This is a genomic window from Geothrix limicola (assembly GCF_030268085.1).
GTDB lineage: Bacteria > Acidobacteriota > Holophagae > Holophagales > Holophagaceae > Geothrix > Geothrix limicola.
The window spans coordinates 1-26393 of sequence record NZ_BSDE01000006.1 but is presented as its reverse complement, the minus strand read 5'-3'; the positions used below and the strand labels follow the sequence as shown (position 1 = coordinate 26393).

Annotated in this window: 18 protein-coding genes and 1 pseudogene; 18 read left to right on the top strand and 1 reads right to left on the bottom strand. The window is 57.8% G+C overall.

All coding sequences use genetic code 11. From position 1 onward, the window contains the following. Positions 1 to 358: 358 nt before the first annotated feature. The 18 genes from rpoB (at position 359) to QSJ34_RS14125 (ending at position 25594) form a co-directional block, all read left to right on the top strand. Positions 359 to 4750 (top strand): DNA-directed RNA polymerase subunit beta, encoded by a 4392-nt coding sequence (gene rpoB / locus QSJ34_RS14210; RefSeq protein WP_285576387.1) that lies wholly within the window; start codon positions 359 to 361, stop codon positions 4748 to 4750. A 42-nt stretch (positions 4751 to 4792) separates the two neighbouring features. Continuing rightward, on the top strand, positions 4793 to 9031 hold the full coding sequence (rpoC, locus tag QSJ34_RS14205) for a DNA-directed RNA polymerase subunit beta' (RefSeq protein ID WP_285576385.1): 4239 nt from the start codon (positions 4793 to 4795) through the stop codon (positions 9029 to 9031). 141 nt (positions 9032 to 9172) lie between these two features. Further along, on the top strand, positions 9173 to 10147 hold the full coding sequence (locus QSJ34_RS14200) for a GumC domain-containing protein (RefSeq protein ID WP_285576383.1): 975 nt from the start codon (positions 9173 to 9175) through the stop codon (positions 10145 to 10147). Next, on the top strand, positions 10144 to 10887 hold the full coding sequence (locus tag QSJ34_RS14195; protein WP_285576381.1) for a sugar phosphate nucleotidyltransferase: 744 nt from the start codon (positions 10144 to 10146) through the stop codon (positions 10885 to 10887). The genes QSJ34_RS14200 and QSJ34_RS14195 overlap by 4 nt, the downstream gene beginning before the upstream one ends. 2 nt (positions 10888 to 10889) lie before the next feature. Continuing rightward, positions 10890 to 11390, top strand: a complete 501-nt coding sequence (locus QSJ34_RS14190; RefSeq protein ID WP_285576379.1) for a dTDP-4-dehydrorhamnose 3,5-epimerase family protein — start codon at positions 10890 to 10892, stop codon at positions 11388 to 11390. Further along, a complete protein-coding gene (gene rfbD, locus QSJ34_RS14185; protein ID WP_285576376.1) occupies positions 11390 to 12229 on the top strand; it encodes a dTDP-4-dehydrorhamnose reductase in 840 nt (279 codons plus the stop codon). Before QSJ34_RS14190 ends, rfbD begins: the two co-directional genes overlap by 1 nt. A gap of 81 nt (positions 12230 to 12310) precedes the next feature. Beyond that, positions 12311 to 13282 (top strand): dTDP-glucose 4,6-dehydratase, encoded by a 972-nt coding sequence (gene rfbB, locus QSJ34_RS14180; protein WP_285576374.1) that lies wholly within the window; start codon positions 12311 to 12313, stop codon positions 13280 to 13282. 425 nt (positions 13283 to 13707) lie between these two features. Beyond that, positions 13708 to 15048, top strand: coding sequence for a capsular polysaccharide export protein, LipB/KpsS family (locus tag QSJ34_RS14175; RefSeq protein WP_285576372.1), 1341 nt, complete (start codon positions 13708 to 13710; stop codon positions 15046 to 15048). Beyond that, complete coding sequence (locus QSJ34_RS14170) at positions 14982 to 16358, top strand: lipopolysaccharide biosynthesis protein (RefSeq protein ID WP_285576370.1); 1377 nt, start codon at positions 14982 to 14984, stop codon at positions 16356 to 16358. The genes QSJ34_RS14175 and QSJ34_RS14170 overlap by 67 nt, the downstream gene beginning before the upstream one ends. After that, entirely contained in the window at positions 16355 to 17050 is a 696-nt protein-coding gene (locus QSJ34_RS14165) for a CatB-related O-acetyltransferase (protein WP_285576367.1), read from the top strand. The genes QSJ34_RS14170 and QSJ34_RS14165 overlap by 4 nt, the downstream gene beginning before the upstream one ends. Before the next feature lie 104 nt (positions 17051 to 17154). After that, a complete protein-coding gene (locus QSJ34_RS14160; RefSeq protein ID WP_285576364.1) occupies positions 17155 to 18303 on the top strand; it encodes an O-antigen ligase family protein in 1149 nt (382 codons plus the stop codon). Continuing rightward, a complete protein-coding gene (locus tag QSJ34_RS14155; protein ID WP_285576362.1) occupies positions 18300 to 18908 on the top strand; it encodes an acyltransferase in 609 nt (202 codons plus the stop codon). The genes QSJ34_RS14160 and QSJ34_RS14155 overlap by 4 nt, the downstream gene beginning before the upstream one ends. A gap of 29 nt (positions 18909 to 18937) precedes the next feature. Further along, positions 18938 to 19894, top strand: coding sequence for a WaaS/CpsH family glycosyltransferase (locus QSJ34_RS14150; protein WP_285576361.1), 957 nt, complete (start codon positions 18938 to 18940; stop codon positions 19892 to 19894). Between the two features lie 573 nt (positions 19895 to 20467). Beyond that, the gene (locus QSJ34_RS14145) at positions 20468 to 21466 is read left to right on the top strand and encodes a WaaS/CpsH family glycosyltransferase (protein WP_285576360.1); all 999 of its coding nucleotides are present in this window, start codon (positions 20468 to 20470) and stop codon (positions 21464 to 21466) included. Beyond that, on the top strand, positions 21459 to 22472 hold the full coding sequence (locus tag QSJ34_RS14140) for a WaaS/CpsH family glycosyltransferase (protein WP_285576359.1): 1014 nt from the start codon (positions 21459 to 21461) through the stop codon (positions 22470 to 22472). Before QSJ34_RS14145 ends, QSJ34_RS14140 begins: the two co-directional genes overlap by 8 nt. Before the next feature lie 56 nt (positions 22473 to 22528). Beyond that, positions 22529 to 23662 (top strand): NAD-dependent epimerase/dehydratase family protein, encoded by a 1134-nt coding sequence (locus QSJ34_RS14135; RefSeq protein ID WP_285576356.1) that lies wholly within the window; start codon positions 22529 to 22531, stop codon positions 23660 to 23662. Positions 23663 to 23705: 43 nt separating this feature from the next. Then, complete coding sequence (locus tag QSJ34_RS14130) at positions 23706 to 24737, top strand: Gfo/Idh/MocA family protein (protein WP_309568731.1); 1032 nt, start codon at positions 23706 to 23708, stop codon at positions 24735 to 24737. Continuing rightward, entirely contained in the window at positions 24734 to 25594 is an 861-nt protein-coding gene (locus tag QSJ34_RS14125) for a hypothetical protein (protein WP_285576354.1), read from the top strand. The genes QSJ34_RS14130 and QSJ34_RS14125 overlap by 4 nt, the downstream gene beginning before the upstream one ends. Positions 25595 to 25924: 330 nt before the next feature. Here QSJ34_RS14125 and QSJ34_RS14120 read toward each other — a convergent pair. Further along, positions 25925 to 26393 (bottom strand): annotated as a pseudogene (locus QSJ34_RS14120) (IS5/IS1182 family transposase); the annotation flags it as partial.

Here is a 26393-nt window from a genome sequence, read left to right as displayed (position 1 = left end):
TCGACAGAGCATTAACGCAAAGCGTGGGGTGCGTCTCGCACCTTGCGCTTTGCGGTTTTGTCTGGATGTGGTACGATTATTCCTTCCGTCCGGTATTCCCGTTCGGATTCCGCCCTCATAAAGGCCCCTGGTTGCCAAACGCCCGCCGTCTTAGCGCCATCTTCGTTTCTGGGCCACACCTTCCACCGATGGGTGGCGGGTTGGCCATCGGCCCGTATCAGGGTGCCCCGCAGTCTTGAATGTGATCCCTCCCGGGGCCGTGGCCCTGGGACAAAGCCGTCTTTGCTCAAGGCTCACCGCTGCGTTTTCGCTGTGAGCCGTCCATAGAAGGTTCCGCCAACTTCACCTGGAGCGAACCATGAGTGTTCAGCAGAACATCTACCGCCAGCGCCACAACTTCTCGAAGATCCGGTCCCTGGTTCCCATTCCGAACCTGATCGACATCCAGAAGCGGAGCTACGACGAATTCCTCCAGATGAACCTGCTGCACAGCGAGCGGGACCCGCGCGGCCTGAAGGCCGTCTTCGAGTCCATGTTCCCCGTGCACAACGGCAAGAACGCCGACGGAACCGACGCGAACCTCGAAGTCGAATTCCTCGACTACACCGTGGGCCACTGGGCCTGCAAGTGTGAAAAGTACCTCGGGCTGGAGCACCTCCGCACGAGCTGCAAGCATTGCGGCCACAGCATCGTGTCGGACCACCCGAAGGATCCCACGGTCGACTGCCCCAAGTGCGGCACCCGCAACAAGAACGCCGCGACCATCTGTGACGTGTGCCAGGAGCCCGTCGCGATGAAGCAGAAGATGGGCATGGACGAGTGCGTCGAGCGCGGCGCCACCATGGCCGCCCCCCTGAAGATCCGCGTGCGTCTCAATCAGTTCGACAAGGACGACAAGGGCAACCGCCGCTTCAAGCAGAGCCAGGATTCGGAAGTCTACTTCGGCGACCTGCCGATCATGACCGACCGCGGCACCTTCATCATCAATGGCACCGAGCGCGTGATCGTGAGCCAGCTGCACCGCAGCCCCGGCGTCTTCTTCAGCATCGCCCCGGACAAGAGCCTCTACAGCGCCCAGATCATCCCCTACCGCGGATCCTGGATCGAATTCGAGCTGGATTCCAAGGGCCTGCTCTACGCCCGCATCGACCGCAAGCGCAAGTTCCTCGGCGCCACCTTCATGCGCGCCCTGGGCCTGTTCAGCGAAAGCCTCAGCTCCAACGAGCCCATCCTCCGCCACTTCTACACTCCCGCCACCTTCTTCCTCAAGAAGGGCAAGCTGAGCGTCGCCGTGGGCGACCATCTGCAGGGCAAGAAGACCGAAGAGGATGTGAAGCACCCCAAGACCAAGGAAGTGGTCCTGGCCAAGGACAAGAAGATCACCCGCCGCCTCCTCGAGCAGATGGAGAAGGCCGGGATCAAGGACGTGCCCGTGTCCCGCGAGATGCTGGACGGCGCCGTTCTCCTGCAGGACATCGTGAACATGAGCACCGGCGAAGTGCTCATGGAAGCCAACGAGCCCTTCCTCCAGACCCACCTCGAAATGTTCCTGGCCAACGACGTGCAGTCCTTCGACGTCTGCTTCCCCGAAGCCGACGCGACGGGCAAGGTGCTGTCGGAGACCCTAGCCAAGGATCACACCGAGGACAGCGAAGAGGCCGCCAAGGAGCTCTTCAAGAAGATCCGTCCCGGTGAGCCCGCCACGCTGGAATCCAGCAAGAAGCTGCTCTTCGGCATGTTCTTCGACCCCCAGAAATACGACCTGAGCAAGGTGGGTCGCCACAAGATCAACGCCAAGCTGGGCCTGAGCACGGACCTCGAGTTCCGCACGCTCGGCACGGATGACTTCATCCAGACCATCCACTACCTGCTGCGCCTGAAGAAGTACGACACGACCCGTCAGGACATCGGCGAAATCGCCCCCGTCCGCGCCGACGACATCGATCACCTGGGCAACCGCCGCGTGCGTTCCGTGGGTGAGCTGCTGGAGAACGGCTTCCGCGTCGGCCTCGTGCGCGTGCAGCGCGCCATCAAGGAAAAATTTAGCATCGCGCAGGATCCCAACAATCCCGTGCAGGCCCACGACCTGATCAACAGCAAGCCGGTGATCGCGGCCATGAAGGAGTTCTTCGGCTCAAGCCAGCTCTCCCAGTTCATGGATCAGACCAACCCGCTCTCCGAGATCACGCACAAGCGCCGCCTCTCCGCCCTCGGACCCGGCGGTCTGAGCCGCGACCGCGCGGGCTTCGAAGTCCGCGACGTGCACACCTCGCACTACGGCCGCATCTGCCCCATCGAAACGCCTGAAGGCCCGAACATCGGCCTCATCAGCTCGCTGTCCTGCTACGCCCGCATCAACGAGTTCGGCTTCATCGAAAGCCCCTACCTCAAGATCGAGAACGGCCGCATCGTCCACTTCGCCAAGGTCACCAGCGTGGGCGACTCCAAGCTGGGCTACATGGAAGTGGTCCGCCTGGAAGACCTCGAGGCCGAGAACAAGAAGCTCGAGAAGGCCGGCAAGCGCCCCGCCAAGTATGAAATGCACGCCTTCTACCTCTCCGCGTGGGAAGAGGACGAGCACGTCATCGCCCAGGCCAACGTCCGCGTGGACAAGGACGGCATGATCCAGGACGAGGACGTCACGGTCCGCGTCGCCGGCGAAACGAAGATCGTCTCTCGCGACAAGGTCACGCTGATGGACGTGAGTCCGAAGCAGGTGGTCTCCGTGGCCGCCAGCCTCATCCCCTTCCTCGAGAACGACGACGCCAACCGAGCCCTCATGGGCGCGAACATGCAGCGCCAGGCCGTGCCCCTCATCCGCACCGAGGCCCCCATCGTGGGCACCGGCATGGAGTACGTGGCCGCCAAGGATTCTGGCGCCTGCGTCGTCTGCCGCCGCTCGGGCATCGTCGAGACCGTGGACGCGAACCGCATCGTCGTGCGCGTCGAGGATGATCCCGAGACCGAAGGCGAAGAAAGCGGCGTGGACATCTACACGCTCGTCAAGTTCGCCCGTTCGAACCAGAACACCTGCCTCAACCAGACCCCCCTCGTGAAGAAGGGCGAGTACGTCACCGAGGGCCAGATCCTCGCCGACGGACCCTGCACCGATCACGGCGAATTGGCCCTGGGCCGCAACCTCGTCGTGGCCTACATGCCCTGGCGCGGCTACAACTTCGAGGACGCGATCCTGATCTCCGAGCGCGTCGTGAAGGAAGACCTCTACACGACCATCCACATTGAAGAGTTCGAGGTCCACGCTCGCGACACCAAGCTGGGGCCTGAAGAGATCACCCGCGACATCCCCCAGGTCCGCGAAGAGGCCCTCAAGAACCTCGACGACAGCGGCATCATCCGCACCGGCGCCACCGTGCGCCACGGCGACATCCTGGTGGGCAAGGTCACGCCCAAGGGCGAGACCATCCTCTCCCCCGAAGAGAAGCTGCTCCGCGCCATCTTCGGTGAGAAGGCCAGCGACGTGAAGGACGCCAGCCTCACGGTGCCCCCGGGCATCGAAGGCACGGTGGTCGACATCAAGGTCTTCACCCGCAAGGGCCAGGAGAAGGATCTCCGCACCCAGCAGATCGAGCGCGACCAGATGGCCAAGTGGGAGAAGGATCTCTCCGACGAGGAGCGCATCATCCGCGCCGAGGCCAAGAAGAAGGTCGTGACCCTGCTCAAGGGCAAGGAGCTCGACGAGGTCCTCTCAGACGACAAGGGCAAGGAACTGCTGCCCAAGGGCAAGAAGCTCACCCAGAACATGCTGGAGGCCGTGCCCTACCACCGCTTCCGCCAGATCTCGGTGGCCGCCGGCAAGACCCGCATCAACGCCGAGGTCCTCGACATCCTCGACAAGACCGAAAGCCAGCTGAAGGTCCTGCGCGACATCCTGAACGAGCGCATCGAGCGCCTCGTCAAGGGCGACGAGCTGATGCCCGGCGTGCTCAAGACCGTGAAGTGCTATGTGGCCGTCAAGCGCAAGCTGCAGGTCGGTGACAAGATGGCCGGCCGCCACGGCAACAAGGGCGTGGTCAGCCGCATCCTCCCCGTGGAGGACATGCCCTACCTGCCCGATGGCCGCCCCGTGGACATCGTGCTGAACCCCCTCGGCGTGCCTTCCCGTATGAACATCGGCCAGGTGCTCGAGTGCCACCTCGGCTGGGCCGGCAAGACCCTCGGCGTCCACTTCTCCACGCCCGTCTTCGACGGTGCGCGTGAAGCCGACATCAAGGGCTTCCTCACCCAGGCCTGGGAGAAGAACAACAAGCTGGGCCCCGACGTCTCCGGCAAGACCATGCTCTTCGACGGCATGACCGGCGAGGCCTTCGAGCAGCCCGTGAACGTGGGTTGCGTCTACATGCTCAAGCTGCACCACCTCGTGGACAACAAAATCCACGCCCGGAGCATTGGGCCCTACAGCCTCATCACCCAGCAGCCCCTCGGCGGCAAGGCCCAGTTCGGTGGCCAGCGCTTCGGCGAGATGGAAGTCTGGGCGCTCGAGGCCTACGGCGCGGCCCACGTGCTGCAGGAACTCCTCACCTACAAGTCCGACGACATGCACGGCCGCACCCAGATCTACCAGGCCATCATCAAGGGCGAGACCATCAAGGATCCCGGCCTCCCCGAGAGCTTCAACGTCGTGAAGAAGGAACTCAACGCGCTGTGCATCGATGTCGAGATGCTCACCCGCGAAGAGCTGGATCCGGCCCTGGCGGAAGAAGAACCCGCGGCCTTCTCCATCGAAGGCTGATCTCCTTCCGCATCCGTTCCCGACGAATCCTGAGAGGTCCACATGTATCCTGAGCAGCAGAACATCAACGCCTATGAGTGCATCCGGGTGTCCCTGGCCAGCCCGGACAAGATGCGTTCCTGGTCGAAAGGCGAAGTCACCAAGCCCGAGACCATCAACTACCGCAGCCTGAAGCCTGAGCGCGACGGCCTCTTCTGCGCCCGCATCTTCGGGCCCGTGAACGACTGGGAATGCTTGTGCGGGAAGTACAAGCGCCAGAAGTTCAAGGGCGTCACCTGCGACAAGTGCGGCGTCGAAGTCACCAAGAAGTCCGTGCGCCGCGAGCGCATGGGCCACATTCAGCTGGCCTCGCCCGTCAGCCACGTGTGGTTCTTCAAGGGCGTCCCCAGCCGCATTGGCTACCTGCTGGACATCCCTCTGAAGGATCTGGAGCGCGTGCTCTACTTCGAGGCCTACACGGTCACCGAGAGCGGCGGCACCACCCTGAAGGAAGGCGAGATCCTCAACGAGGACAAGTACCGCGAGTACCGCAGCCAGTTCGGTGAAGGCTTCAAGGCCCAGATGGGCGCCGAAGCCATCAAGGAGCTGCTCAAGCAGGTCGATATCGAAGCCCTCACCATCGAGCTTCGCGACCTGATGAAGAAGGAAACCTCCAGCCAGAAGCGCAGCAAGGTCGCCAAGCGCCTCAAGGTGGCGGAATCCTTCCACCGTTCGGGCAACAAGCCCGAGTGGATGATCCTCGACGTGGTGCCCGTGCTGCCCCCCGAGTTGCGCCCCCTGGTGCCCCTCGACGGCGGCCGTTTCGCCACCTCCGATCTGAACGACCTCTACCGTCGTGTCATCAACCGCAACAACCGACTCAAGAAGCTGCTCGAGCTCAAGGCTCCCGACGTCATCGTGCGCAACGAAAAGCGCATGCTGCAGGAAGCCGTGGACGCGCTCTTCGAGAACGGCAAGCGCGGACGTCTCCTGCGCGGCGTCAGCAACCGCCCCCTCAAGTCCCTCTCTGATGCCCTCAAGGGCAAGCAGGGCCGGTTCCGTCAGAACCTGCTCGGCAAGCGCGTGGACTACTCGGGCCGTTCCGTCATCGTGGTGGGTCCCGACCTCAAGCTGCACCAGTGCGGCCTGCCCAAGAAGATGGCGCTGGAACTCTTCAAGCCCTTCATCTTCAACCGGCTCGAACACAAGGGCTACGCGGCCACCATCCGCCAGGCCAAGGAAATGGTCGAAGAAGGCCGCCCCGAAGTCTGGGACGTGCTGGAAGAAGTCATCAAGGATCACCCGGTCCTGCTGAACCGCGCACCGACCCTGCACCGCCTCGGCATCCAGGCCTTCCAGCCCGTGCTCGTTGAAGGCAAGGCCATCCGTCTGCACCCGCTCGTCTGCACCGCCTTCAACGCGGACTTCGACGGCGACCAGATGGCCGTGCACGTGCCCCTCAGCCCCATGGCCCAGATCGAGGCCAAGGTGCTGATGATGTCCACCCAGAACATCCTCAACCCCGCCAACGGCCGCCCCAACGTGGTGCCCTCCCAGGACATCGTGCTGGGTGGCTACTACCTGACCAAGAAGCGCCTCGGCCGCAAGGGCGAGGGCATGGTCTTCGGCAACGTCAATGACGTCGTCGCGGCCCACCAGGCCGGCGTCGTGGATACCCACGCCATCATCCAGATCCGCTACACCGGGGAATGGGTGGACACCGAAGCCTGGCACGCGAAGGATCCCAAGAAGAATTCCGAGCAGGAAGTCTTCGAGGCTCCCGCGGAGACCGTGAACAACGAACTGAAGGTCACCACCGTGGGCCGCGTGCTCTTCAACCGCGCCCTGCCTGCGGAGCTGCCCTTCGTCAACGGCCTGCTCAAGAAGGAGGGCCTGCTCTCCCTCGTGAACCGCGCCTACAAGCTGAATGGCCCCGAAGTGACCATCCGCATGCTGGATGCCATGAAGGACACCGGCTTCCAGTGGGCCATGCGCGCGGGCGTGTCCGTGGGCATCGACGACCTCGTCGTGCCTGAATCCAAGGCCGGCCTGCTCAAGACTGCCTCGGATGAAGTGCGCGCCATCGAGAAGGAATCCTACGAGGGCCGCCTCGACGCGTCGACGCGCTACAACCGCATCCTCGAAGTGTGGGGCAAGACCAGCGACCAGGTGGCCGCGGACATGATGAAGGAGCTGGAGAAGCGGAACGAGACCGGCACCTTCCTCAACTCCATCTACATCCTGGCCGACTCCGGCGCCCGTGGTTCGAAGACCCAGATCCGTCAGGTCGCCGGCATGCGCGGCCTCATGGCCCGCCCCAGCGGCGACATCATCGAAACCCCGATCATGGCCAACTTCAAGGAAGGCCTTTCGGTTCTCGACTACTTCATCTCGACACACGGTGCTCGTAAGGGATTGGCGGACACCGCGCTGAAGACGGCCGACTCCGGCTACCTCACCCGCAAGCTGGTGGACGTGGCGCAGGATGTCATCGTCAACGAGGACGACTGCGAAACCATCGGTGGCATCGAGGTGGAATCCATCGTCAACAGCGACGGCACCATCCGCTCCCGCCTGCGCGACCGCATCATGGGCCGCGTCTGCCTCGACGACATCGTGGATCCCTACGATGCCACCAAGGCCATCGCGCCTGCCGGTACCCTCATCTCCGAGGAACTGGCATTCAAGATCGAGACCAGCGGCATCACCAAGGTCAAGATCCGTTCGGCCCTCACCTGCGAAGCCCGCCGCGGCATCTGCGCCAAGTGCTACGGCCTCAACCTGAGCACGGGCCGTCTGGTGGATCTCGGCGAGGCGGTCGGCGTCATCGCTGCCCAGTCCATCGGCGAACCCGGCACGCAGCTCACGATGCGAACCTTCCACGTGGGCGGCGCCGCGAGTCGCACCTCCGAGAAGAGCACCCACGAAGCCCAGATCGCGGGCGTCGTGAAATACGAAGGCCTCGACAACACCAAGGATCAGCGGAAGACCGTCGTCAACCGCAAGGGCGAGACCGTGGCTCTGACCCGCAACGGCTACCTCCTCGTCACCGACGAGGACGGCAACGAGCGTGAGCGCTACAAGATCACCTCCGGCGCCATCCTCAAGGTGAAGGACAAGGAGAAGGTCGAGCCCCGCACCGTGCTCGCTGAGTGGGATCCGTACAACGATGTGCTGCTCACGGAAGTGGGCGGTATCGCGGACTTCAAGGAATTCGAAGTCAACGTCTCCTACCAGGAAGAAAAGGATCCGATCTCCGGCAACTTCCGCAAGAAGGTCATCGATCCCACCGACGATAAGATCCACCCCCACATCAACATCAAGGGGGACAACCACAAGGTGCTCAAGCGCTACAACATCCCCACGGGCGCCTACATCGAAGTGGAAGAGGGTCAGGAACTGCTGCCCGGCGACGTTATCGCCAAGACCAGCCGCCAGCAGGCCAAGACCAGCGACATCACGGGCGGTCTGCCGCGCGTGACCGAGCTGTTCGAAGGCCGCAAGCCCAAGGAACCCGCCATCATCAGCGAAGTCACCGGCATCGCGCGCTATGGCAACCGCGTCCGTGGCAACCAGAAGGTTGTCGTCGAAGCGGAGACGGGCGAGAAGGGCGAGTACCTCATCCCCCGCGGCAAGCACATCCAGGTGCAGGACGGCGACGAGATCCGCGCCGGCGAGAAGCTGACTGAAGGCGCCGTCAGCCCCCACGATCTGCTCAAGGTCCAGGGCGACCGTGCCCTCCAGGCCTTCCTCGTCAACGAGGTGCAGGAGGTCTACCGGGCCCAGGGCGTGGTCATCAACGACAAGCACATCGAGGTGATCATCCGCCAGATGATGCGCTGGGTCCTCATCACCGACGTGGGCGACACCCCGCTCATCGTTGAGGAGAAGGTCGACAAGCACCGCTTCAAGGAGATCAACGAGCAGGCCATCAAGGATGGCGGCGCCCCCGCCACCTGCGAGCCCCTGCTGCTCGGCATCACCAAGGCCGCGCTGACCTCCGAGAGCTTCATCTCGGCCGCCAGCTTCCAGGAAACCACCCGCGTCCTCACCGAGGCCGCGCTGGAAGGCCGCGTGGACTACCTGCGCGGTCTGAAGGAGAACGTGATCCTGGGCCGCCTCATCCCCGCCGGCACCGGCATGGCCCATTACCGCAACCTCGACATCGAAGAGGGCGAGTACCCCGAGCCCAGCCTCAACGAGTTCCAGGGCGGCGAAGACTTCGACGACGAATACGCCCGCATGGCGCAGCACGTCGAAGAACTGCAGGGCATGACGGAGATCGATGGGGAAGATCTGTAGTTGGGGTAGCCTAAAGCACCAGAAAGGCCCGCCTCGGCGGGCCTTTCTCGTGCCGGGAATTTGCTGATTTCGAGGATTTGTGACAGATGTGAAACGGGGTAAACCTGACCGGTTCTGATAACCTAGGTGCTTATGTCTCAGATGCCGGAAGTTCCTCCCTTTGATCTGAAAGCCAGCCTGAAAAAGCCCATCAAGTGGGCCCTTGGGGTGGGGTTTGTAACAGCGGCGATCACCCTTTTTCTGCCGAACTACTACAAATCGGAAGTCCGCTTGTTGCCTGTGGAATCGAAAGGGCTAGGCGGCAACCTTGGCGGGCTGGCTAGTGCTGCCGCTGCCTTTGGTGTGAGCTTACCTGGAGGAGACAGCAGTGATGCTAATTTCGTGGACGTCCTCAGTAGCCGTTGGTTGAAGGAACAGTTGCTTAGAACCGAGTTTCAGTTCCACTCGCGTTTATGGCGGTTTGGATCAGAGCGGTTGGAGACTTGTACTCTCTATTCTTACCTAGGACAAAAGAATACGGATCGAGCAATTAAGGCGCTGGACGGAATTTTGGTTTCCTCCAGGGATTTGAAATCCAAGGTTATTGTGATTAGTGCTGAAACCAAATCCCCAGAACTTTCCCAGCTCGTAGCCCAGAGGACGGGCAAGCTCCTGGAGGTCTTTCTCCAGGAAAAAGGAAGAACGAGGGGAGGGGCAAAGGCGACCTTTGCTGAGGCGCGCCTGAAGGAGGCCCGTCACGAAATGGATGACGCCGAAGAAGTTCTGCGCCGCTTCCTAGAGGGCAACCGTAACTACCTCAGCAGTGCCGACCCCGCCGTGCGTTTAACGGGGATCCGTCTTGAAACAGAACTCCGCCTTCGGCAACAGCTGGTCACCACCCTTGCTATGAACCGGGAACAAGCCCTTCTGGAAGAGAAGAATGACGTTCCCATTCTGAATGTCTTGGATTCGGGTAACCTACCTATCGAGAAAAGCAAACCGACGAGATCGACAATCGTCGTGTCGGTGGCGATGCTTGTCGGGGTAAGCAGCTGGATATGGCTGAATCGCAAGTGGGTTAAAGTCAAGTTACTGGCCGATGATGAATCGGAAATTTCTGTTCAGGAGTCGCAATGAAGGGCGTTGTCCTAGCAGGAGGGACGGGTTCTCGTCTTTTCCCGCTGACTAAGGTGACCAATAAACATCTCTTGCCGGTCGGGCAGGCTCCGATGATCTGGCACCCGCTGTGGAAACTCAAGGAGGCGGGGATCGATGAGATCCTCATCGTGACGGGTACGGAACACATGGGCGACGTGGTGGCCCTGATGGGTTCGGGCAAGGATTTTGGCTGCCGCTTCACCTACAAGGTGCAGGACGAGGCGGGCGGCATCGCGCAGGCCCTGGGACTGGCAGAGAATTTCGCGGGCGGCTCGCCTATCTGCGTGATCCTCGGCGACAACATCTTCCAGGACAGCCTGAAACCCGAGGCCGAGGCCTTCGCCAAGCAGGGCAAAGGCGCTCGCATCCTCCTAAAACCCGTGGAGGATCCCCAGCGCTACGGCGTGGCCGAAGTGAAGGATGGCAAGGTGCTGGGCATTGAGGAAAAACCCAAGGCGCCGAAATCCAACCTGTCGGTGACGGGCATCTACTTCTACGACGCAACGGTCTTCGACATCATCCGCACCGTGAAGCCTTCGGGCCGCGGCGAGATGGAAATCACGGACGTGAACAACGCCTACATCGAGCGGGGCCAGATGACCTCGGGCACCTTCAACGGCTGGTGGACGGACGCGGGCACCTTCCCGAGCCTGGCCCACGCCAACGAGCTGGCCATCCACGAGACGACACCGTTTCCTCAATCGGCGGGCAGGAGCTAGGCATGGAATTTAAGAAGGGCCCAATCGAAGGCGTGATGATCACGCCCTTTAAGAAGTTCGTGGACGAGCGTGGCTGGCTGGCGGAGATCTTCCGGCACGACGATCTGCCGGCCTGGTTCCGCCCCGAGATGTCGTATGTGAGCGTCACGAAGCCCGGCGTGCTGCGCGGGCCCCACGAGCACGTGGACCAGGCGGACCTCTTCTGCTGGGTGGGCCCCGGCGACTTCAAGCTCACGCTCTGGGACAACCGCCCGGACAGCCCCACGTACCTCAATCGCATGGAAGTGGCCATGGGTGTGAACAACCCGGGTTCGGCCATCATCCCCAAAGGCGTGGTGCACTGCTACCGCTGCATCAGTGCAGAACCAGGATTGGTCATCAACTGCCCCGACCGGCTATTCATGGGGAAGGGCAAGGCTGAGCCCATCGACGAGATCCGCCACGAGGACGATCCCGAGAATCCCTTCGTGAAGGACGAACGGGCCCGCCGAGTGCACGCCTGATGCGCGTCCTCGTCACCGGCGGGGCCGGCCAGCTGGCCCACGCCATCCGCCAGATCTGGACCGGGCACGAGCTCGTCATTCCCGACGAATCCGTGCTGGACCTCAGCCGGCAGGACTCCATCCAGCGCGTGGTGGCCGACATCCGGCCCGAGGTCCTTCTCAACTGCGCGGCCTTTACCCAGGTGGATCGCTGCGAATCCGAGGCTGAGCTGGCTCTGCTCATCAACGGCACGGCCGTGGGCTGGCTGGCGGAGGCCTGCGAGGCCGAGAGCGCCCGGCTGATCCAGATCAGCACGGATTACGTCTTCGATGGCACGGGCACGAGGCCCTACCGCGAGGAGGATCCGACGAATCCTGTCTCCGCCTACGGTCGCACCAAGCTCGAGGGCGAGCGCCAGGCGACCCGCTGCTCCAAGCACCTCATCGCCCGCACCAGCTGGCTCTACGACGCTTGGGGGAAGAATTTTCTGAACACGATGCTGAACGCCGCGGCCCAGGGCCGCAGCCTGCGTGTGGTGGACGACCAGTGGGGCGCGCCCACCACCTGCCGGACCCTCGCTCGTCAACTCAAGATGGCGGCCGAGCAGGACTGGAAGGGCCTGGTGCACATGACCTGCCAGGGCGAGACCACCTGGCACGGCTTCGCCCAGGCGATCTTTGAGGCCAAGGGGATGACCGTGGACCTCGGCCCCTGCGGCACCGCCGACTACCCCACACCCGCGAAGCGCCCCGCCTATTCCGTGCTCAGCGGCGAGCGACGCCGCAGCCTCGGTCCCGACCTCATGCCCGATTGGCGCGAGGCCCTCCAGGAAGTGATGGATCACCCCGAACCAGCCTGACCACCCATCCTTAGGTCTATCTCTCTCTTCTTTTCTCCGTGCTCTTCTCCCGTGTCCTTCGTGTCTCCGTGGTGAATCTTCATGTCTGAAACCATCCTCATCACCGGCGGCGCCGGATTCATCGGCAGCAACCTGGTGCATCGCTGGCACCGCAACCATTCGGGCGATCGCATCCTGGTGCTGGACAAGCTCACCTACGCGGCGGACCCCAAGCAGATCGAGGGCCTGGAAGGCGTCGAGCTGGTGGTGGGCGATATTCAGAACCTGGAGTTGGCTCGGCATCTGATCGAAGCCCATGGCGTGACCAAGGTGTTCCACCTGGCGGCGGAAAGCCACGTGGACCGAAGCATCACCGGTCCGGCCGCCTTCATTCAGACCAACGTGGTGGGCACCTTCTCCATGCTGGAAGCCGCGCGGCAGGCCTGGGCGGGTCAGAAGGACTGTCGCTTCCTGCACATCAGCACCGACGAGGTCTACGGCTCCCTGGGCGAGGCGGGCAAGTTCCACGAGGAGATGGCCTACGCGCCGAACAGCCCCTACAGCGCCAGCAAGGCCGGCAGCGACCACCTCGTGCGGGCCTACCACCACACCTACGGGCTGAACACAGTCACCACCAACTGCTCGAACAACTACGGCCCGCGTCAGCACCCCGAGAAGCTGATCCCGCTGGCGATCACGCGCATGGCCAAGGGCGAACCGATCCCCATCTACGGGGACGGCATGAACATCCGCGACTGGCTCTACGTGGAGGACCACTGCGCGGCGCTGGAAACGGTGATGCTGAAGGGCGCCTCCGGCGAGACCTACTGTGTGGGCGGCGACAACGAACAGACCAACCTGGCCCTCGTGGACTTGCTCTGTGACTTGGTGGATCAGCACCTCGGCCGCCCCGAGGGCACCAGCCGCAAGCTCAAGACCTTCGTCCAGGATCGCGCCGGGCATGATAGGCGCTATGCCATCGATGCAGGCAGGATCCGGCGCGAACTTGGTTGGACCTCAGAAGCATCCTTCGCTGACGGACTCCGGTGGACAGTGAGCTATTATCTTGGCTGAACTGGGACGGGAACAATCGATTGACTCGTACCGACAGGCACTGTTCTCAAACAGCGGCCAGTGTTTCAGGCTGATTCGATGGGGAAGGGGTCGATCGGGTAGGATCTGTCTCGGATGAGGTCGACAAAGGCATATGGATGGGATGCCCGCGATCTGAAGCTTCACCAGGAATGATCAGAGCCGTTTGTGCCTGATGTGAGGGGTTGGCCGTGCTAGACGCATTCAAACAATGGGTTGGCCTACATCCAGCGAAGTGGGCCCTGGACAGCGGGCTCATGATTCGAAGGGCCGGGGCCTTCGTCCGAGACACCACACCGCAGCCAGGGAATGTCCGGGTTGGTGTGGTGGTCACGCCTTGGGGTGGGACCTTTATTCCCTGGTATTCGCTCGCTACAGGGCTTCTCCTGTCGAGATCCGGATGCCAAGTGTCGTTCATCCTGGACGATACCGTTTTCGGAGATCGACCTTTCCGATTCAAGTTCATCCTCGGATGTGTCAAGAGTGTACTCCTCGCCCTGCGTGGGGAATTCCGTGTGGTGAAGTTGTCCACTTTGGGTCGAGAAGGCGCGGTGGTTGGGGACGACATGGCCCTAGTAAGGCGGTTCGCCAAGTTGAACGCCACGTGGGAACTCAAGGGTGAAATGAGGCAAGAGGGCCGAGCTTCGATCAAGGCCCGGTACGAAAATCAATTTGCGAGGGCCTTGCCAGCGATCAGGAAGGTAACCCTGTCAGGGGGTTATGATGTGCTGTTCATCCCGGGTGGCGTGTGGGGAACCTCCGGACTTTGGGCTGAACTGGCGCATCGGGCAGGTATTCGAATCGGGAGTTTCGACGCAGGGGGCTATGGCACGGTGATGATCGCCGGAAATGGGGTGGCTTGCCAACTGCAAGACATCCCCCTTGCATTCCGCCTGTTTACAGAAGGAGATGGTTCCAATGTTTCTTCCATCGAGTTGGCCCGAAGGCAGGCCCAGGAAGAGATGGATCGGCGGGCCGCAGGGGTTGATGCCTTTGAATCCCAGATCCAAGGAAGCGACGGCGGAGGAGCGCGATTCGACGGGGCCATCATGCTTGCGCTGAATTCCTCTTGGGACTCCGCGGCCTTGGGGCTTCATACCGTATTTGAAGACAATACCGAGTGGATTCTGCAGACCGTCGAGTTGCTGCTGAAGTCCACGGATGTGCCAGTGATCGTGCGACAGCATCCTGCCGAAAGGCTCCCGATCGCGAAAACCAGTGATGACTATGCGTTGATGCTTCTCCACCGGTTTGGGGATCATCCTCGGCTGCATTTCATTTCCGCGGCAGATAAAATCAACAGCTACGAATTGATGAAGAAGCTGAGGGCCGTTGTCGTTTATACATCGACCATTGGTATCGAGGCTGCGGCTCAGGGGCTGCCTGTAATTACCGCCTCCAGTTCCTATTATTCGCGTCTTGGGTTTGTCTTCCGGGCTGATGACCAGGCAAGTTATGGAAAACTCCTCATGCAGGCAGCGTCGGGTGATCTGGTAGTCAGTGACACAGCCAGGGAGCGGGCCTTGCTCGCCTTTTATTTGACTCAGAATTGTAATTGGATCTTCTCCGACTTCAATCCGTGGGACTTCCAGGTATGGAAAACCCGCGCCTTGAAGGATTGGTTGAGCGATGAGCAGGTTCAGACCATCCTCCTGGCGATTCGAGAGGGGACGCCTGTGGCTTGGTCGAATCACCAGAAAAGAAGCCGCGCCAAGTTGGAGGCTGGAGGAAAGGTTCGTATCAGTTAGCATCTGCAAGTCATACTCATGGAGGATGTCTGCGTTCCATAGAACGGAAATTAAAACAATATATGCATTTAGTTGTCGAGATTACTAGCAATAAAAAAATTCAATATATTATTATAAATATAATAACGGCAGCTGTTGTTTTTGCGAGAAATCTGATTTTCATGCGGAAACTCGCCTTAATTGATTTGGGGCAGGTTGCCCTCGCTCAGACTATGATTATGTTTATTTCATTGTTTCAGCTTGGAATAATCAACGGTGGATATCGGCTCTATTCCAGTCAGAATCTAGAAGAAAATCGAAAAATCAATAATTTAATATCTTCATTTATTTTTGTGATTGCAATTGTGTTTGGAACGATTTGCCTGGGACTACTTGGTTTAATAAAGAGTATCAATTTTTACTTCAGCACGATCACCATTAGTCTGATTGCGGGTCTTGCAACCTTGGGATCAAATTGGTACACCAACTGCTTGGTGGCCGATGGCAGATTGAGAATATCCAATTTAATTAATCTTTTGGCGGCCATGTCATCACTGGCAATTGCCGCCAGTCTCTGGGGGAGAAATCTCAATGTAGCGTTGTTGTCCTTGGTTGCACAACCTGTGTTGGCAATGATATTAACCTTGATTATTTACCCTGTATCGAGGCCAACTCAATTTCTGCTTTCCAGCGAGTTGTTACGTCGAATTCTTTCTTTAGGATTCATTCCATTTGCCGGGGGAATCCTGGCCATTCTCACAGTCCAGATAGAGCGCTGGATGATTATTTATGCTCTAGGACCAGAACAATTGGGGCACTATTATATAATTATTTTGTATACATCAGTGTTCACTCTTGTTCCAGCCTCGTTATTGAATGTTTATTATCCAACCGCAATGAGGCGATTTGAAACAGAAGATTTCTTAGCTTTATCAAGTATAATGAAACAACACGCAAAAGATTTAATCAGGTATATTGCTTTGGCCGTATTGATGACTGTTTTCCTGATAAAACCTGTTGTTACTATGTTCTTATCTAAATTCAAGGCCGATACTGGTTTGGTGTTTCTTGGATTGCCAGGTTTTATGGCAGTGGCTATGTGTGACGTCTTCTCATTGCACTATCACGCGACAAGGCGATTGGGCCCCTTGCTATGGCAGGGGTTGGTCGGCATATTTTCCTTGACCGGTGGCTTGTGGATTCTCGTGGCAACCAAACAATTTTCGCTTGAGCATGTGGTGATTGTGAAATCAGTAGCTGCCATGCTTACGACCGGAATGATTGCCGCGCTGTATTTCAGAGAGAGGCATGAACGACGGAGCCAGGCATGAAGAGATTTATCATCGCCGTATTGACGCCATTCCGATGGGCACTGCTGAACTGGCTGAAAAACCATCGAGTTGAGTCCAGATTTGTGTCTTGGAAGGCTGAGATCGGGCGAAAAGTAATTATCCGGGCAGGTTCAGAAGTTGGACCAGATGTTTCAGTCGGTGATTATTCATACATAAGTGGACCGCGTGCCTATATCGAGGCGGCTGAGATCGGGAAGTATTGTTCAATTGCGAGGCAGACGGTAATCGGAGTATCAGGGCACGACTATCATCGTGTCACGACCCATCCATTTATCTCGGATCCGACGTATGGATTTGCAGCCAAGGTTGTGCCTGAGCCGCAAAAACCGCCGCCCATTATTGGGCATGATGTTTGGATTGGGATGAATTGCACCATCCACCGAGGGGTTCGGATAGGGACTGGGGCTGTGGTTGCATCTGATTCGGTAGTGACGAAGGATGTCGCACCGTATTCAATTGTCGGGGGAAACCCTGCATGTCATCTTAAATATCGTTTTTCTGAGCAGGCTATCGCTACGTTGCTGGCATCGGAATGGTGGAACTGGGAAGAGGGCAAATTGGCAGAGCGCCTCCCAACCTTCTTCAGTGTTTCTGATTTCATTGCCATGGAGGGATTGCCCAATCTTGGTAGGGACAGTGATGCCGACTCGGTGCCCCCGGAGCGAGAGTGAAGAACCCCTCGCTTGGGACGCTCAGAGCCCGGAAGGAAAGACCGGGCGCAGGCCTACTGATGCGGCGTGGGCTTCTGCTTCTGACAATTCTGAGCAGCGGTGGAATGCAAATCATTCCCCTAGGCCCGGTCGTGCTGCTGATTTCCCTCGTGGGACTCCATTTGTGCCGCTGGACTCTGCCGTCCTGGCTTCAAATGCGGAATCTGTATCTCGTTATCGGGCTATTGATTCTCGAAACCCTGGTGAGGCCGGGATCCTTCAGCCTGGCTTCTCTGGTGGGGCGATGCGGTAACTACTTCGCTGCCATGGTGGTCCTGCAAGTGTATGCAGGTACAGCATCTGGAACACTACAGCGGGATCTTCGAGTGTTGCTGGTCCCCATGGCGTGGCAAGCCTTACTCACCGTATTGTTGGCCCATACACTGGGTTTTCTGTTTATACCGATCACGATTGGTGAGCAAAATTATCTGACCTTTTTGGGCATTTTTAATTATCACATCACCATTGAGGGACTATCGGGATTAATCCGGCCGGACGGGTTTTTCTATGAGCCTGGTGTCTATCAGATCTATCTTAATTTATTACTCTACCTAGCGTTATTTCGGTTTCGCCAGAACCGATTGGCCATCCTTGCCAGCGTCTCGGTCTTATTGACTCAATCCACTACAGGGATTCTCATCTGTCTTCTGCAATTTGCATTTATCGGAGTGAGACTGATCTCCCAAGGAAGCATCCGTAGAAGGATGGTGGTGCTTGCGGCACTACTGGTGGCGGGGCCCCCGATGGTATTCTTCGCTTACGCGAATGTGATGGAAAAATTATTCGGCGCTGCTCAGGGATCCTCCTGGTCGCGGGAATACGACCTGTATACCGGGCTGCGGATCGCCATGGAGCACCCTTGGATGGGAATCGGGTTCGAAACCAGCAGATATCTGGAAGCTTCAGGTCGATTGGGATTCGAAGGTACACTATTAGATGCTAACAAACTTCTAGATCGCCCAAGTTCAAATGGCTTAGTCCAGATTCTCTATGCGCTCGGGATTCCGCTCTCACTGCCGTTTCTGATCGGGTTCTTCCGCCAAAAGGTCCTTCCTCATAGGTTTTTGATTGGTTGCTGGCTGGTTCTCTCATTGTTCGGAGAGGCCCTGGTCGTGACTCCATTTTTCACGTTTATCCTCTTCAGCGCTTTCCTGATCGGTGAGAAACAAACAGGAACTGGAAATCAGACATCTCTGTTGGAGGCTCGCCCATGATGTTTCGGTTTCCAGGATCTATTTATGTGCGGATATTCCGAATCCTGTTCGCGCGTCGGTTCCGAAGATTCGGTCGCAAGGTATCCATCCTCTTCCCAGCGGGAGTCGAAGGGGCAGAGCATATCATCTTGGGAGATGGGGTTTTCATCGCCTACAAGACATTTCTGGCGGCCCTGCCTCTGACTGGAATGTCCGATTGCCTGTTAGAGATTGGTGAGGGGTCATGTCTGGGGCGTTTCAACCACATCTACGCGACACACCGGGTGGTTCTCGGCTCGCATGTCCTGACGGCAAACAATGTCTATATCTCGGACAACCTACATGGGTTCCGAGATCCATCGCAGCCGATCCTCAAACAGGCTGTGACTCAGAACCGCACTGTGGAGATCGGTGCTGGGAGCTGGCTTGGACACAATGTCTGCGTGCTTGGTGCCAAGATTGGCCGGAATTGTGTGGTTGGCGCGAACTCTGTTGTTACTCGAGATATTCCGGACTACTCCGTAGCTGTGGGGGTACCGGCCATCATCATCCGACGATACGATACTGAGTCAGAACAATGGAGAAAAACCTCTCCGGATGGGACCTTCCTGGTGGAGTCTCTGTGATTCTGGATCTAAGTGTTAAGGGGCTATAAATGAGGAAAAAGATCCTGTTAATTGGCCTGAATTATCACAACTACACTCAGGAGGTTGTGAGGGAGTTGGAGCGCCAGGGCCACGAGGTTCGTTTTTACGATATTCAACCTGGTAAGCCCGCACTAAAGGTGATGAGGAAATTCTTCCCGTGGAAGTACCAGGCCGCGCTCGATCTGTATCACAAAGGGATTCTTGAGCGCGAAAAGGATCGACATACTGACATGGTGCTGTTTATCCAAGTGCACCAGATGTCGATCGAGAACCTGGAGGCCATGAAAAGATTATATCCCTCATCGGAATTCGTTCTCTATAACTGGGATGCCGTTAGCAACCATGATTATCGACCGTTCATGTCATATTTTGACCGGATTTACACTTTCGATCCAGCAGATGCTAATGCACTCGGTGTTCACTATCTACCTCTGTTTTGTCTACGAGATTTTCAGGGAGTACGGCGGCGCGACAGGAGTGGGAAGGCCGTCTATACGGTTGGGAATATCGTGAACCCAATTCGGTACGAAGCCATCAAGCGATTTCAACGATATTGCAGTCAGAAGGCCATTCCATTCCATGCGTTCATGGTGGCAAGTACGCACGGTTTTACGCAATTGCTCAAGAATGGCCATCTCCCGTACGACGTTTCCTTATTTTCGATCTCCATGCCAAAGTTCGTCGAGTTGATCGAGGGAGCTTCAGCTGCCTTCGATTTTGCGAATCACCGTCAGTCGGGGTATACCATGCGGACGATTGAGAACCTATGTGCGGGAAGAAAAATTATTACAAACAACTCTGGTATCCGCGACGAACCTTTTTTCTCTGAAGATAGAATCCACGTCTTCAAGGATCTTGATTTTACTGGGGTAGACGAATTCCTGAAGGTGCCGTTAAAGAACCCCGATGAGGTGTTTGAATCCTTCCACATTGATCAATTTACGCGACGCTTAATGGGTGCTTGAATCCTCTTGCAAATTGCTGAATGGTCAGGCGTAGTGCCCCTCTAAACTTGTCCAACAATTTCGGGGAGCACTACCGCACCCTGGAGGACCATTGAGGCACAGAACTGCCCTCGAGGCGGAATTGTTCTTGGTGATCGGAAAAGGTTGCCGAATTGGGCGATTCAACCACATCTATGCCACTGGTTGAATTATCCTTGAGGAACATGTTTTGACGGCAAATGGGGTCTATACCCCCCTCCCGACAACCGACATGACTATCGCAATATCGACGTCCCAATCACACTACAACCAATTCTTGAAAAGAGCCTGTTACTATTGGCCCGGGTAATTGGCTGGATCACAACATTTGCGTTATGGAGCGACCGTTGATCGAAATTGTGCCATTGAAGCTAATTCTGTTATGATTAACGACATTCCTGATTGCTGTGTGGTCGTTGAAGCACAAGCAAGGGTGATAAGGCGATACGATAGTGAAGCGAAGACATGGGAATCAATTCGACCCGATGGAAACTGGTTTGATTAACGACATCATTCGTTAGGGGCTAATTAATAGCTATGGGTGCGGAGTGATTTATGGATTCTCGGAAATCTGTTCTTTTTATAGGCTTGGATTATCATCACTATACTCGCGCCATTCTCGATGAAATAAGGTTGGCCGGCTTCGATGTCACCAATGTGGATATTCAACCCCGAACATTGGCTTTCAAGATCTTCAAGACTGTCGCTGCAAAGCGTTACCAGGCCTATCTTGATCGCCACCATCGGGCCGCCATCGATCGCGCCTCAGCTCTGAGGTATGACCACGTGGTCTTCCTCCAGGCCCATCAAATCTCGTTGGAGAACCTGGCTAGGCTGCGACAGACCCAACCGCAGGCTGTGTTTACTCTCTACAATTGGGATTCCCTGGACAACCATGACTACCTGGCGCACACCCCTCACTTCGATCGGGTTCTAACCTTTGACTACGACGACGCGCAGCGCCACGGCTTTGGCTATCTGCCCCTGTTCTGCGTGAGGCCCATTCAGGCCGCGAGGCATGACCGTGCGCGTCCCTTCACGGTTTCCATGGTCGGCAACATCGTCAATCTCAAGCGCTATGAGGCCGTCCAGGCATTCGCCGGATATTGTGATAATCATGGCATTCAGTTTGACCGCTACCTCGTGGTGAGCCCCGTGGTTTTGTGGAGGCTGCTGATGGCGGGCATCCGCCCCAAGGGACTACATTTCCGAACGATATCGCCTCAGTTGTTCGCCCGAATGACCGAAGACTCTCTTGCTGTCTTCGATTATGCCAATCACCAGCAGTCTGGCTACACGATGCGCACTATCGAAAATCTCTGCGCCGGGAAGAAGATCATCACCAACAACAAGCGGGTTGAAACGGACTGGTTCTACTCACCGGATCGCTTCCACTGCTTTGAGGGCTTCGACTTTCAGGGCGTCAGAGCTTTCCTTGAGACACCGATTGCCGAACCGGAACGGAGATTTGAGGAATTCCATGTGCAAACCTTCACTCGCCGACTGTTGGGCCCGGGAGCGGAGGCTGAGCTGACGAGCACTCAGCATGGCTGACCCACGCACCTCCTACGATTTCAATATGGGGCGCCCAGCCTGCCTGCTGATATTGCCAGTGGGGTTCTACGGGTTCGGGAAGGTCTTGGGGCAGGAACTCGAACGGCGTGGCATGGACGTCGTCATCGAAAATGACGAGTTCCCCACGAACATCTTTGGAAAAATCCTCGGGAAGTTGAGGCTCCTCACTTTGCTTCGCTGGCTTACACTGAGGGGGTACAAGCGGAAGTATGGGGTGGCGAGGGAAGCCTTTGATCTGATCCTCATCGTCAAAGGTCGTGGGGTTGGTTGCGACATGGTTGCCTTCCTGCGCACGATCAGCCGCCGGGTGGTCGGCTACAACTTCGACTCCTTCTCCTTCAATCCATCGCCCCTGGATTGGATGCATGAGGTGGATCGGTTCACCACCTTCGATCCCGTGGATGCGGCCCATCACGGGCTGCCTCTCGTTCATCTCTTCAGTGCGTTCCCGGTCCCGAGAGATCCTGTGTCGAAGCGGTACGACATCAGTGCGATCATGAAAAACCATTCCCAGCGTCTGGTCTATACTGATCGAGTGCTGACAGCTCTGAGGGATCGGTCACGATTCATCTATATTTTCGAGCCGAATGCCTTCTCATTCCTTCTGAGTTTCTTCCGCCATCCGGCTCTGTATCGGAAGTATTGGAAGGACATCCATTTTAAGCCGCTAGCCTATAACGATTTCTTCCAGATATTGCTCGAGTCGAGGTGTACCGTCGATTATGCGCACCCCTTGCAGACAGGCCTGACGATTCGCTGTTTCGAGGCCCGCAGTGCGGGAGCGTCCCTCGTGACCAACAATCCCCACGTGTTGGAGCACCCCTCTTTTCGTGAAGGAGAGGCGCTCCACTTCCCTTTGCATGGAGATCTGGCCAAGTTGGCCTCTGATATCGTTCCACTGCTCGGTCACAACCGGACTGGTGAGGCGCGCACGGTGGCCGAATTCATGTCAGAGTTGTTGGGGGAAGAACCCATCAGGTCATGAGGTAATCGCTTTATTTTAACATAATTAAAGTCTGCTTAATGCATAGGAGAACAGGCATGAAACGGGTGCTGATCACGGGGGGGGCTGGGTTCATTGGGAGCAACCTGGTGCAGAGTTTGCACCGGGAGGGCCACACCATCACTGTGTTGGACAACCTCTCCGAGCAGGTGCATTCCGCTGATCCTGAAACCTCGGTGCTGTATCAGTCCATCAAGGGCAAGGTGAGCTTCGTCCGGGGATCGGTTGAGGTCAAGGAAGATCTCCTCAAAGTCCTGCCAGGGCAGGACGTGGTCGTACACTACGCCGCCGAGACGGGCACTGGACAATCCATGTACGAAGTGGATCGCTACGTGTCGGCCAATATCGGCGCCACGGGACTGCTGCTGGACCTGCTGGGCAACCTGAAGCACGACGTGAAGCGCATGGTTATTGCCTCCTCCCGTTCGATTTACGGCGAAGGTAAGTACCTGCGCTCGGATGGTTCGGCAGTCTACCCTAAGCACCGTAGTCAGGCGGACCTGGAAGCCGGGGTGTTCGAGGTGTTGGATCCCGACACCCGCGGACCGTTGCGCCTGGTAGCTACGGATGAAGACTCGAAAATCCACCCCTCCTCGGTTTACGGCATCACGAAGCAGGTGCAGGAGCAGTTGGTGATGACGGTCTGCCCGTTGCTGGGCATCGAGCCGGTGGCGCTTCGGTACCAGAATGTTTACGGGCCGGGGCAGTCCCTGGTGAACCCCTACACCGGGATCCTTTCGATCTTCTCAAACCTGATCATGAACGGGAAGGCGATCAACATCTTCGAGGATGGCTTGGAGAGCCGGGACTTCGTTTTCATTGATGATGTGGTGCAGGCCACGATGCTGGCCATCGCCCATCCGAATGCAGGCCACGGCATCTACAACGTCGGCTCGGGGATGCCAACCGATGTGCAGACGGTGGCGGGCAAGCTGATGGAATGCTTCGGCCGGGAAGTGCCGGTGAGGGTGAGCGGTAACTTCCGGTTGGGCGACATCCGGCACAACTTCGCGGATCTCGGGCGCATTAACCACAGGCTAGGCTTTGTCCCGACGGTTTCCTTTGCTGATGGGATTGCGCGATTCGTGGCGTGGGCGAAGTCCCTCGGCCCGAAGGAGAGCCGTTACGAGCAGTCCCTGGCGGAAATGAAGCAGCGCGGGCTGATGAAGTGATGACTCACTATGTTCAGATCACTTCTTTCTCAGGGGTGAAATCGTGGCCATTCTAGTGGTTGGGGGAGGGAAAATGGGACTCTCCCATGTGACCATCGCCCGCCAGATAGCTGCACCTGACAGCGTGGCGGTGTGCGATGCCAGCCGAATGACGTGTTTCCTCTATCGACGGATGGGGATCAAGGCTTATGGCTCAGTCACTCAAGCCCTGGAAGCGCGGGGCGATTCAATCAGGGGCGTCATTGTGGCGACACCGACTCCCTCGCATTTCACCATCGCAAAGATGGCCCTTGAGCGATCCATACCTTGTTTCATCGAGAAACCGCTCACACTGAGTGTGACTCGCAGCCGGGAACTGATGCAATTGGCGGAGCAGCGTGGCGTCTACGCACAGGTTGGCTTTGTGCTGAGATATGTCGCCACCTTCTCAAGGTTGCGGGAATTGGTCCACTCAGGAGAGCTTGGCTCAGTGATCCGCTATCAGGCGGAGATGAATGGCAATGTGATCACCAAGCCCGACAACAATTGGCGGAGCGATTTTGCCGCTGGGGGCGGTTGCCTGAATGAATATGGTCCGCACCTGATCGACCTCTGCCGCTTCCTGTTTGGAGATGTGACTGCCATCGAGCGGGCAGAGAAGGGGCATATCCATTCCACTCGAGCGGATGACCGAATTGCGTTCGACTGGGTGCACGACTGTGGCGTTCCTGGTGAAGTCAAGCTCGACTGGTGCGACACGAGCAAGCGGAAATCTGTCCTCCGTTTTTCAATTGATTTTGAATATGCTCAGGTCTCCTGCGATAACTCGGCGCTGCACTTCTCTTTCAAGGAGAAAAGTCGGCTGACGGGGGAGGATCGTGGGCGAATCGCTGCCCTGATTGTTCCGCCGAGGGTCAGCTTCTACCTCCGTGGTGAGGAATACACCCTCCAACTGGAGGACTTTCTCAGCGTTTGCCTGAAGCGCCCTTTGAGGGTCGAGGGAGGAGGCGGCCAAGTGGATCCCGCGCGATTGGCGGATGGCTTGGCCGTGGATCAGTTGATTGAGACGATTTCTGAAATGGCAGGGCTGCGATGACTTATGGGCGCGTCATCTTGGGCGACAATCAATTCCTGGGAGTCAATCATTCTGACCAGGGGAAAGCCACAGCGCTCTTCAACAAGTTTGATGAGGCTGATGCGATCCTGGAGGTGATTGGCTGGGCCTATGAGGCTGGGGTACGCGACTTCATGTTCACGACCCACGATCGCTATTATCCCGTTTTTGCTGAGATCAAACGATCCAACCTCTTTCCAGGGCTCTATTTCACGCCATCGCTGCCCTATGCCCACAAGTATGCCAATGCGATGGCAGAGCGCGGCATGGTTGATGTGGTCCTATCTAATCTGGGGCCTGTCTCCAAGCTGAGGTTGGCGTCTGCCCTGGCGCGCTCCGCGGTGGGGGATTTCACTGGGCTGATGAAGCTCTTGGTGGAGGTTGAGCTGTTGATGTGCAAGGGACTCCAGGTTCGCGGGGTCTTTTTGTTGAACATCATGTTCGACCTGCTCCTTGGCTTGAGAAACACCAAATCACTCGAGGCCTATCACAGCTTTGTGGCAGATCGGTTGGGCGTGATTCCAGGATTCTTTACGATGAATCATCCCGAGGCTGTGAAGGTTCTATGTGATGAGATGGGGCTCAAAGAACCCTGGTTTTGCTCTAACCTCAATGCCGGTGGGTTCAGGATGAACCCATCCCCAGCGGATGTGCTTGATTCTTTCTCCTCTGGGAAATCGAGAAACATCGCCATGTCCATTTTCGCCTCTGGGGCCCTGAGCTCGGAGGAAAGCCTCACTTTTGCCATGAAGGCAAAAGGTGTTGACGCGATTGTATTTGGGTCATCAAGGCGTGAAAACATAGAAAAGAATGTAGCCAGGATCATTCAAGGCGAATGAAACCGAAAATTCAGTCTCAGCTTCCTTTCGCGCACGAAAGGAACGCAACAGCCAGCCTCTAATTAAGATGGTTTTTAGTCATCGGCTGCTGGGTTGAATTAGTCGGGCCTGACAAACCCCAGTTGAGGAATCAGGCAGGCATAGGTGCGGGCTGAGGGAAGGATTGGATGCCAATCTGATCGAGGAAATCCTTGAGAGCGGCACTGGCCCTCCCCGGCAGCAGGTACAAAAGGACCCTGAGACGGGCCAGGATCTTTCTCAGGTTGTGGCCTGCGCCGCAGAGGAGGGCATTGATCGCATCGCCCGCCANGACAAACCCCAGTTGAGGAATCAGGCAGGCATAGGTGTGGGCTGAGGGAAGGATTGGATGCCAATCTGATCGAGGAAATCCTTGAGAGCGGCACTGGCCCTCCCCGGCAGCAGGTACAAAAGGACCCTGAGACGGGCCAGGATCTTTCTCAGGTTGTGGCCTGCGCCGCAGAGGAGGGCATTGATCGCATCGCCCGCCATGCCCTTGAGGAAGTTCCGACCCAGAAGTCCATCGCTTTTCATGTGGCCGATCTCGGGTTCGATGGCAGCCCTCCTCCGCAGGTGGCGTTTGAGGGTGTAGCCGAGCTTGCGCGTGCCGCTGATGAGGACCCGGCTTCTGCCTGGATCCACGCCGTGTCCCTGGTAGCCCTTGTCCACGAAGGAGGTGTTGGGAACCTTGCCGGTGAGGCGTTCCACCTGGTCGAGTTGTCCCTCCAGCGTGTGTCCATCGAAGGGATTGCCGGGGCAGGTCTGGATGCCCACGCAGAAA

Coding starts and splice junctions, on each gene's coding strand:
- rfbD (WP_285576376.1), top strand. CDS start 11,390: ATGCGCGTCCTCGTCACCGGCGGGGCCGGCCAGCTGGCCCACGCCATC.
- QSJ34_RS14195 (WP_285576381.1), top strand. CDS start 10,144: ATGAAGGGCGTTGTCCTAGCAGGAGGGACGGGTTCTCGTCTTTTCCCG.
- QSJ34_RS14155 (WP_285576362.1), top strand. CDS start 18,300: ATGATGTTTCGGTTTCCAGGATCTATTTATGTGCGGATATTCCGAATC.
- rfbB (WP_285576374.1), top strand. CDS start 12,311: ATGTCTGAAACCATCCTCATCACCGGCGGCGCCGGATTCATCGGCAGC.
- QSJ34_RS14145 (WP_285576360.1), top strand. CDS start 20,468: ATGGATTCTCGGAAATCTGTTCTTTTTATAGGCTTGGATTATCATCAC.
- QSJ34_RS14200 (WP_285576383.1), top strand. CDS start 9,173: ATGCCGGAAGTTCCTCCCTTTGATCTGAAAGCCAGCCTGAAAAAGCCC.
- QSJ34_RS14160 (WP_285576364.1), top strand. CDS start 17,155: ATGCAAATCATTCCCCTAGGCCCGGTCGTGCTGCTGATTTCCCTCGTG.
- QSJ34_RS14125 (WP_285576354.1), top strand. CDS start 24,734: ATGACTTATGGGCGCGTCATCTTGGGCGACAATCAATTCCTGGGAGTC.
- QSJ34_RS14150 (WP_285576361.1), top strand. CDS start 18,938: ATGAGGAAAAAGATCCTGTTAATTGGCCTGAATTATCACAACTACACT.
- QSJ34_RS14190 (WP_285576379.1), top strand. CDS start 10,890: ATGGAATTTAAGAAGGGCCCAATCGAAGGCGTGATGATCACGCCCTTT.
- QSJ34_RS14165 (WP_285576367.1), top strand. CDS start 16,355: ATGAAGAGATTTATCATCGCCGTATTGACGCCATTCCGATGGGCACTG.
- QSJ34_RS14140 (WP_285576359.1), top strand. CDS start 21,459: ATGGCTGACCCACGCACCTCCTACGATTTCAATATGGGGCGCCCAGCC.
- QSJ34_RS14135 (WP_285576356.1), top strand. CDS start 22,529: ATGAAACGGGTGCTGATCACGGGGGGGGCTGGGTTCATTGGGAGCAAC.
- rpoC (WP_285576385.1), top strand. CDS start 4,793: ATGTATCCTGAGCAGCAGAACATCAACGCCTATGAGTGCATCCGGGTG.
- rpoB (WP_285576387.1), top strand. CDS start 359: ATGAGTGTTCAGCAGAACATCTACCGCCAGCGCCACAACTTCTCGAAG.